Origin of the sequence: Comamonas sp. A7-5 (genome assembly GCF_039581385.1) — a bacterium.
GTDB lineage: Bacteria > Pseudomonadota > Gammaproteobacteria > Burkholderiales > Burkholderiaceae_C > Comamonas > Comamonas thiooxydans.
In genome coordinates, this window is record NZ_JBCPWO010000058.1 from 1 (window position 1) to 592 (window position 592).

Annotated in this window: 1 protein-coding gene; it reads left to right on the plus strand. The window is 62.7% G+C overall.

The window, feature by feature from the left end; translation table 11 throughout:
• Positions 1 to 592 (plus strand): Ig-like domain-containing protein (locus AAIL67_RS24735; RefSeq protein ID WP_343485406.1); only part of this gene is annotated, 592 nt, incomplete at both ends.

Genomic DNA, 592 nt, shown 5'->3' on the forward strand with positions numbered 1-592 from the left:
AGAGCACCCTGGTCACCATCACCTTCAGCGAAGCGGTGAACGACTTCAGCAATGCCGACCTGAGCGTCAGCGGCGGCACCTTAAGCACGGTCACGAGCAGCGACGGCGGCATCACCTGGACGGCGACCTTCACGCCCACGGCCAACCTGGAGAGCACGGGCAACCGGATCACACTGAACAACACCGGAGTGACAGACAAGGCGGGCAATGCCGGAGTGGGAATCACCGACTCGAATAACTACGCCATCGACACCCAGCGCCCGACGGCCTCCATTGTGGTGACAGACACGGCGCTGGCGGTAGGCGATACCGGTACGGTCACCATCACCTTCAGCGAGGCGATCACCGGCCTGACCACTGCCGACTTCACCGTGGCCAATGGTGTACTGAGCAACCTCAGCAGCAGCGACGGCGGTATCACCTGGACTGCGACCTTCACGCCCACGGCCAACCTGGAGAGCACGGTCAACCTGATCACGCTGAACAACAGCGGCTATGTGGATGCGGCGGGCAACAGCGGTACGGGAACGACGGACTCGAATAACTACGCCATCGACACCCAGCGACCCACGGCCACCATCGTCGTAGCGGA